7 protein-coding genes are annotated in these 6,791 nt (G+C 65.7%); 2 read left to right on the top strand and 5 right to left on the bottom strand.

Annotated features, from left to right (window positions below):
* Window positions 1–64: 64 nt before the first annotated feature.
* Window positions 65–1,207: an aromatic ring-hydroxylating dioxygenase subunit alpha gene (locus tag JWM94_RS16040; protein ID WP_299429248.1), complete on the bottom strand. Its 1,143-nt coding sequence runs from the start codon at window positions 1,205–1,207 to the stop codon at window positions 65–67.
* A 61-nt stretch (window positions 1,208–1,268) separates the two neighbouring features.
* Between JWM94_RS16040 and JWM94_RS16045 the strand changes: the two genes are divergently transcribed.
* Window positions 1,269–2,963, top strand: coding sequence for an MFS transporter (locus JWM94_RS16045; RefSeq protein ID WP_299429250.1), 1,695 nt, complete (start codon window positions 1,269–1,271; stop codon window positions 2,961–2,963).
* Window positions 2,963–3,718, top strand: a complete 756-nt coding sequence (locus tag JWM94_RS16050; RefSeq protein ID WP_299429253.1) for a tetratricopeptide repeat protein — start codon at window positions 2,963–2,965, stop codon at window positions 3,716–3,718. Before JWM94_RS16045 ends, JWM94_RS16050 begins: the two co-directional genes overlap by 1 nt.
* Here JWM94_RS16050 and JWM94_RS16055 read toward each other — a convergent pair.
* The 4 genes from JWM94_RS16055 to JWM94_RS16070 form a co-directional block, all read right to left on the bottom strand.
* Window positions 3,715–4,158, bottom strand: coding sequence for a DUF6628 family protein (locus JWM94_RS16055; RefSeq protein WP_299429255.1), 444 nt, complete (start codon window positions 4,156–4,158; stop codon window positions 3,715–3,717). The genes JWM94_RS16050 and JWM94_RS16055 overlap by 4 nt on opposite strands.
* 68 nt (window positions 4,159–4,226) lie before the next feature.
* Window positions 4,227–5,540: a folylpolyglutamate synthase/dihydrofolate synthase family protein gene (locus JWM94_RS16060; protein ID WP_299429257.1), complete on the bottom strand. Its 1,314-nt coding sequence runs from the start codon at window positions 5,538–5,540 to the stop codon at window positions 4,227–4,229.
* A gap of 130 nt (window positions 5,541–5,670) precedes the next feature.
* Entirely contained in the window at window positions 5,671–6,528 is an 858-nt protein-coding gene (accD, locus tag JWM94_RS16065) for an acetyl-CoA carboxylase, carboxyltransferase subunit beta (protein ID WP_299429258.1), read from the bottom strand.
* The coding region (locus tag JWM94_RS16070) for a geranylgeranylglyceryl/heptaprenylglyceryl phosphate synthase (protein ID WP_299429260.1) at window positions 6,525–6,791 on the bottom strand (267 nt) is incomplete at its 5' end. The genes accD and JWM94_RS16070, both read right to left, overlap by 4 nt.

A 6,791-nucleotide genomic window follows, 5' to 3' on the forward strand; every position in this document is an offset into this window, starting at 1 on the left:
CGCCAGCGCCGTCATTCCTTGCGGCGCGATGGATGCTGCAACAAGTTCAGCATGACGGTGGTGGCTACTTGGCCAAAGCCGCATCGACGGCATCGTGGAACACCTTGATCCCGCCCTCGAGCCCGCCGAGCGTCAGCCGGTCGATCGCGCCCGACATCAGCCCTTCCTGACCCAACGCCGCCGCGCGGAAATCCTCCGCGCCGAACACGCCGCCGTCGAGCAGGTTCCAGCTCTTCTCCCAATGCGCCAGCGCCTTCTCGGTCACCGGCGGCTCGGGAATCAGCATGAAATCCTCGACCAGCACGCGGTCGACCCCGCGCGGCATCAGCGTCATCAGGTTCATGTAATCGGGGCTGACGATCAGGATCGTCGCGGGAAACATCTGGTAGGTATAGGTGATCGCGCGGCGCAGCGTCGGCCAGTCTTCGGCCGCGCATTCTATGGCTTCGACATCGCGCCCGACGGCCGAGCGCTGGTGCGAGCCGATGAAATCGCCCGACGCGACGCCGTCCTTGAAGAACGGCCCGATTGTCGCGGCGTGGAGCCGCTGGACGTGATAGCTTTCCAGGAACGCGTCCATGATCAGCTTCCAGTTCGCCGCGACATCGTGCGTGCGCCGCTTGAACAGGTGCTGCCCGGAAAGGTCGAAGGCGTCGAAGTCGTGGCCCAGCGTGTCAGGCTCGGCAAAGTCGGCTTCCTCGTCGAACGCAAACCAGATCAGCCCGCCCGCCTCGCGCGTCGGCAGACGCCTGAGGCCCAGCGTGCCCTTGTCGAGACCGGGAAAAGCATCGGCGCGCGGCAAAGCGAGCAGCTTGCCGTCGAGGCCGTAGGTCCAGGCGTGATACGGGCATACCAGTTTCGCCGCGCACACCGTTTCGCCGCCTTCGACCAAGCGCGTGCCGCGGTGCTGGCAGACGTTGAGGAAGACGTGCGCCACCCCATCGCGGTCACGCGTGACGAGCAGCGGCTTGCCATAGCCGTCATGCGGCACGGCCATCCCCGGTTCCGGCAGCAACGCCGACGGTGCGATGACCAACGGTCGTGTGCCGAACAGCCGTTCGCACTCCACCCCAAATCGCACGGGATCGGTATAGGCCGACGCGGCGACATGCGTGACCTTTACCTCGCGTCGCTCGCCGCCGTCTGCCAGTTTTTTCGCCAGCGCGAGTTGCCCCGGCGTCGGCGCGATCCCGGTCGCCACGTTCATGGCTTCCTCTCCCCGTATTTGCGGCTAGTGTCTGCCGATAAGAAGTGGGGAGCAAGCCTGAATGAGCGACACCGCCGCGGCAGTACGGCCAAAGGGCCTGAAGGTGTTCGCCGCCGCGATCCGTACGCGCAAGTCGGCGTCGATGCTGGTGTTCGGCTTTTCGTCGGGACTGCCCGCCGCATTGCTCGTCGGCACGCTGACGGCATGGCTGGGTGAGGTCGGAATCAAGCTCGCGACGATCGGCGTGCTGTCGTGGATCGGGCTGACCTATGCCTTCAAGTTCCTGTGGTCGCCGCTGGTCGATCGCGTGCAACTGCCCGTCATCGGCGCGCTGGGGCGGCGCAAGAGCTGGATCGTGTCGTGCCAGGTGCTGATGATCCTCAGCCTGATCGCGATCGTGATGACCGACCCGGTGACCGATATCGGCCGGTTCGCGATCTTCGCGTTCATCGGAGCGCTCGCGTCCGCGACGCAGGATATCGCGATCGACGGCTGGCGGATCGACGTCGCCGACGAGAAAACGCCGGTCGAATTGCTGTCGTCGGTTTACCAATTGGGCGGGCGCAGCGCGAGCATCGTCGGCGGTGCGGTGGCGCTGTACCTCGCGGCGCGGATGTCGTGGCCCACCGTCTACCTCGTCATGGCGGTATTGATGGGTGTCGTGCTCGTGCTGGGGCTCGGGGCGCCCGATACCGACCGGCCGCCGAGCGCGCCGGTCAGTGCGCTGGCGCAGCCGGGCGAGATCAACCCGCGCATTAGGGCTATCGCGTTGCTGATCGTCGGGGCGAGCTGGACCTGGGCGATCGTCACACTGATCATGTTCATGGTCAGCATGCTCGGCGAGGTGCCGGTCGGCGCGATCCGGCCATCGGCGGGCGATTTCCTCAAGACTTACGGCGTGATCATCGTCGCGGCGACGGTGTTCGTGCCGCTGGTCGTGGCGGCCGTGCTCAATCGAATGAAGGCGCGCGGGGAAGGCGTGCAGTCGGTCGAGGATACGACTCATTCGAGTGCGCGAACGGCTGCCAACCACCTCTACGGCGCGCTGATCGCGCCGCTAGCCGACCTCGCCGAACGGTTGCGCTGGGGCGTCGTGCTGGTGATCGCACTGATCCTGACCTACGCCTTGTGCTACAACGTCTGGGCGTCGTTCGCGTACCCATTCTACCTTGATTACATGCATTATTCGAAGGACGAGGTCGCGTTCGCGTCGAAGATTTTCGGCATCATCATGTCGATCGTCGGGGTCAGCATCGGCGGGTATCTGTTCCTCAAGATCGGGCGTTTCCGCACGGTGTTGATCGGTGCGCTGCTGCCGATCTTCGGCAATTTCGTGTTCGCCGATCTCGCCGACGGGTCGCCCTATATTGACATGGTTCTCCACGCGACGCGGCTCGACTTGCTGGCGCAGGCGTTCGGCAGCGACCTGCGTATGGCGCGGTTGCTGCTCGCGATCTGTTACGAGAATATTTCGACCGGGATCGCCGGTGCGGCACTCGTCGCGTTCGTGTCCGGCGTCGTGAGCAAGAAGTTCGCTGCGGTCCAATATTCAGTACTGTCGTCGATGACCTTCCTGGTCGGCGCGTTGATGCGCGCGCCGGTAGGGGAGGCGATCCCGCTCTATGGTTACGGCAACGTCTTCCGCTGGCTGTCGCTGGCCGGAGTGATCGCCATCGTGTTCGTGCTGCTCGAATGGTGGCGCACGTCGCGCATTCCCGTCGTGGCCGAGCCGGGGCATACCGGCGAGCCTGGCTGATGCTGCCACTGATTCTCTACGGCGGGTCGATCTTCTGCCAGGTGGCGTGCGTGGTCCATTGCATCCGGCTGGGCCGCAACCAGTTCTGGATCTGGCCGATCGTCTTCTTTCCGGTCGTCGGCTGTCTCGCTTATTTCGTCGTCGAAGTACTGCCGGGGATGCAGGGCAACCGCCACGTCCGCGTGATGCGCGCACAGGCGGCGAAGGCGATCGACCCGGAGCGCGAGGTGCGGTCGGCGCGCGACGCGTTGGGGCTCGCCGACACGATCGCCAACCGTATCCGGCTGGGCGATGCGCTGGCCGCGGTGCGGCGGCCGGGTGAGGCGATCCCGCTCTATCGCGAGGCGATCGACGCCCAGCCGCTACCCGACCCGCGCACCGAGACCAAGTTAGCCAACGCGTTGTTCGAGAACGATGAGGTCGATGCCGCGTTGGAAATCGTCGACGGCATCAAGCAGCCGACCGGGCAAAGCGAACGCGACAAACTCAGCCTGTTGCGCGCGCGGCTCTACGATCACGTGGGTCGCCAGGACGAGGCGCTGGCGATCTATCAGGATATCGTCACGCGGATGCCTGGCGAGGAAGCGCGCTGCCGCTATGCCGCGTTGCTGCTCGACATGGGACGAAAGCGCGAGGCGCTGGGCGTGCTGGAGGAGGTCGAGGACCGGATGAAGCGGCTCGACAGCTACCAGCGCCGCGCCGATGCCGAGATGTACCGCTGGGCAATCGACAAATTGAAGGAACTGCGCGGCTAGCCGCCGATCGGCAGCCCCAGATCGGCGAACGCCACCGACAGCGCCGCGGCGCTAGCCGTGATCGCGTCGGCACGGCGCTCCGCCATCAGGTCGGCGAGCAGCAGGCGCGCGGTATCGGGGCGACGCTCCGCATTTCCGACCGCGTCGATCAACGCGCCTTCCGCCCACGTCATCCTCGCGCAACAGCATGGCGCGATCGCGATCGTTGTCGTCGCTGTGGCGGCGAGTTCGGCCATGAACGATCGGGCGAGGACCAGCGGACGACGAAAACCCTGGCCAAAGGCGGCGATGAAGGTTTGCGCGACATGCGCATCATTCAACCCGTGCGCACCCATCCGGCGGATCGCGATCAATAACAGGCGCGCACCGGCAACGGCCGGCAATGGGTGCGGCAATGCCGTCGGTGTGGAGGCTGGCGAGGGGGCGGGGAGCGTGGTCAAGGTGGTGACTCCGTCGTGGAACACCATTCTCGATAATCTGCTATTGATAGTCAATCGCAATAGTAGATTTAACTCGGCAGTTCGTCGTTTGCTGCGAGCGCTTCGCCGGCAAGATAGAGCGAGCCGGCGATCAGCACGGTCGGTGCTCCTTCCCCATTAGCCGCCAATCGGTCGATCGCTTCGCCGAGGCTGAACGCGGGATAGCAATGGCGCGGCATGGCGTGTGCCTGGGCGAAAGCGGCAATATCGCGCGGATCGTGATGCTCATGGCCGATTAGCGGAACGGCATGCGCGACCCGCACCAGCGGAGCCAGCGGGCCGAGGACATCGGCGATCTTGCGCGTGCTCATCAGGCCGAACACCATGTCGATCGGCGCCGATCCCGCCAGCGACGCCGCGATCGCTTGTGCGGCATCGGCGTTGTGGCCACCATCGATCAGCACTGTGCGGCCCGGCAGCTTCGCGGTGAGCGGGCCAGGGCCGAGCCGCTGCAGCCGGGCGGGCCATGTCGCGTGCTCCGCCGCTGCGACGTACGCCTCAGGCGGGATCGTCAGCACACGTTGATGCCGCAGCATTGCGATGGCCAGCGCCAGATTGGCTTGCTGATGCGATCCGGCGAGGTGGGGGAGCGGGGTCACTACTCGCCCCGCCGCATCGCGATAAGTGACGTGGGTTTCATCGGCCGACCAGAACCAATGCCCGCCCTCGGCCGCGATCGGGGCGCCGGCGGTACGCGCTACGCTCGCGATCCGCGCCTCGATCTTGGCCGGATAGCGCATGGTGACGAGCGGGACGTGCGGTTTGGCGATCCCGGCCTTTTCGGCCGCGATGCCTTCGATGTCGCTACCGAGGAAGCGTTCGTGATCGATCCCAAGCTGCGCAATGCCGGTGACGATCGGTTCGGCGATGACATTGGTCGCGTCGAGCCGCCCGCCAAGGCCGACCTCGACGATGCAGGCGTCGGCGGGCGTGCGCGAGAAAGCGAGGAAGGCGACGGCGGTCGTCACCTCGAAGAAGCTCGCGCCTATATCGCCCCCGGCATCGAGCACTTCCTCCAGCAAGGGCGCGAGTTGCGCGTCGTCGATCAGTGTGCCGGCGAGCCGGATACGTTCGTTGAAGCGGACGAGGTGCGGGCTCGAATAGACGTGCGTCTTATATCCCGCCGCCCCGATCGCGGCGCGCAGGAAGGCGCAGGTCGATCCCTTGCCGTTGGTGCCCGCGACGTGGAGGACGGGGGGCAGGTGCTCGTGCGGGTTGCCGATGCGCGCGAGGAGGTCGGCGATGCGTTCGAGGCCAAGGATGTCGGCGCCCGGCGACAATGCCCAGAGGCGGTCTAGCTGGCGCTGCACGGAGGGGTCGGTCGAGGAGGCGTGGTCGGGCATCAGCGAAGCAATGCGGAGATCGAGACGGCTATTGAAACCGTTCGTGTCGAGCGAAGTCGAGACACCGTGCGCTCCCTAAACCGTTTCTCGACTTCGCTCGACACGAACGGAATCTTTAGTCCCGACGGCGCTACGCCGCCTTCCGCCGCTCGCACAAGTACGCCACCACGCTCGCCAGCGTCGCCTTCAGCTCCGCGCGCGGCACGACCATGTCGAGCATGCCGTGGTCGAGCAGATACTCCGCGCGCTGGAACCCCTCGGGCAGCTTTTCGCGGATCGTCTGCTCGATTACGCGCTGGCCGGCGAACCCGATCAACGCGCCGGGCTCGGCGATCTGGACGTCGCCGAGCATTGCATAGCTCGCGGTGACGCCGCCGGTGGTCGGGTCGGTCAGCACGACGATGTAGGGGAGCCCGGCATCGTGGAGCATCTCGATCGCCACCGTCGCGCGCGGCATTTGCATCAGGCTCAAAATGCCCTCCTGCATCCGCGCGCCGCCGGCCGCGGTGAAGATGATATAGGGCGCTTGTTCCTCGATAGCGGTTTCGACCCCGCGCACGAACGCTTCGCCGACCGCCAGCCCCATCGATCCGCCCATGAAGGCGAAGTCCTGCACGCCCACGACTGCCTTGCGCCCGTCGATCGTGCCGGTTGCGTTGATCAGCGCGTCGCTTTCGCCGGTCGCGGCGCGCGCCGCCTTGATGCGGTCGGTGTAACGCTTCTGGTCGCGGAATTTGAGCGGATCGTCGGGCACCTTGGGGGGGGCGAGTTGCTCATAGCTGTCTTCGTCGAAAATCTGCGCGAAGCGGACGGTCGGGCCGATCCGTTCGTGGTACGCGCAATTGGGACAGACGTAGAGATTGTCCTCCAATTCCTTGGCGAACACCATCTGCCCGCACCCCTTGCACTTGTGCCAGAGGTTGTCGGGGCCTTCCTTCTTCGGAATGACGTAGGAGAGCGCGTTGCGGACGCTCGTTAGCCAGCTCATGCTATTTCCTTCCTCGCGGCGCGCACCGCGCTCGACAAGCTTTCGATATAGGCGCGAACCGGCTCGGCCGCATCCTTGCCGTGCTGCCCCACCAATTCGACGATCGCCGAGCCGACCACGACTCCGTCGGCGACACGAGCGATGGCAGCGGCTTGTTCGGGGGTGCGGATGCCGAAGCCGACCGCGACGGGCAGGTCGGTCGCGGCCTTGAGCCGCGCGACGGCCTCTTCGATCGAACCTTGCGCCGCCTGTTGCTTGCCGGT

This window comes from Sphingomonas bacterium (assembly GCF_028289855.1).
Lineage (GTDB): Bacteria > Pseudomonadota > Alphaproteobacteria > Sphingomonadales > Sphingomonadaceae > Sphingomonas.

Excerpts from the sequence above, each read along its gene's own strand:
- accD (WP_299429258.1), bottom strand. The coding sequence starts at position 6,528 with ATGAGCTGGCTAACGAGCGTCCGCAACGCGCTCTCCTACGTCATTCCG.
- JWM94_RS16050 (WP_299429253.1), top strand. The coding sequence starts at position 2,963 with ATGCTGCCACTGATTCTCTACGGCGGGTCGATCTTCTGCCAGGTGGCG.
- JWM94_RS16040 (WP_299429248.1), bottom strand. The coding sequence starts at position 1,207 with ATGAACGTGGCGACCGGGATCGCGCCGACGCCGGGGCAACTCGCGCTG.
- JWM94_RS16060 (WP_299429257.1), bottom strand. The coding sequence starts at position 5,540 with ATGCCCGACCACGCCTCCTCGACCGACCCCTCCGTGCAGCGCCAGCTA.
- JWM94_RS16045 (WP_299429250.1), top strand. The coding sequence starts at position 1,269 with ATGAGCGACACCGCCGCGGCAGTACGGCCAAAGGGCCTGAAGGTGTTC.